At 62.4% G+C, this 258-nt stretch carries 1 pseudogene; it reads right to left on the reverse strand.

Going from position 1 to position 258, the window contains the following annotated elements:
- Window positions 1-258, reverse strand: a pseudogene (locus AC0L3B_RS39780) (isocitrate lyase); the annotation flags it as partial.

Here is a 258-nt window from a genome sequence, read left to right on the forward strand (position 1 = left end):
AACTTGGCGATGGTCGCGTCGTCCAGGTTCTTCTTCCAGTTGAAGGAAGGCGAGCAGTTGTAGGACAGCAGTTGGTCCGGGTATTCCTTTTTGATCGCTTCGGCGAAGCGGCGGGCTTCGTCCAGGTCCGGCTTGGCGGTTTCGCACCAGATCAGGTCGGCATAGGGCGCGTAGGCCAGGCCACGGGCGATCGCCTGGTCAAGACCGGCGCGCACTTTGTAGAAGCCTTCCTGGGTGCGCTGGCCGGTCACGAACGGC

This window comes from Bradyrhizobium sp. Kon56, from assembly GCF_055807635.1.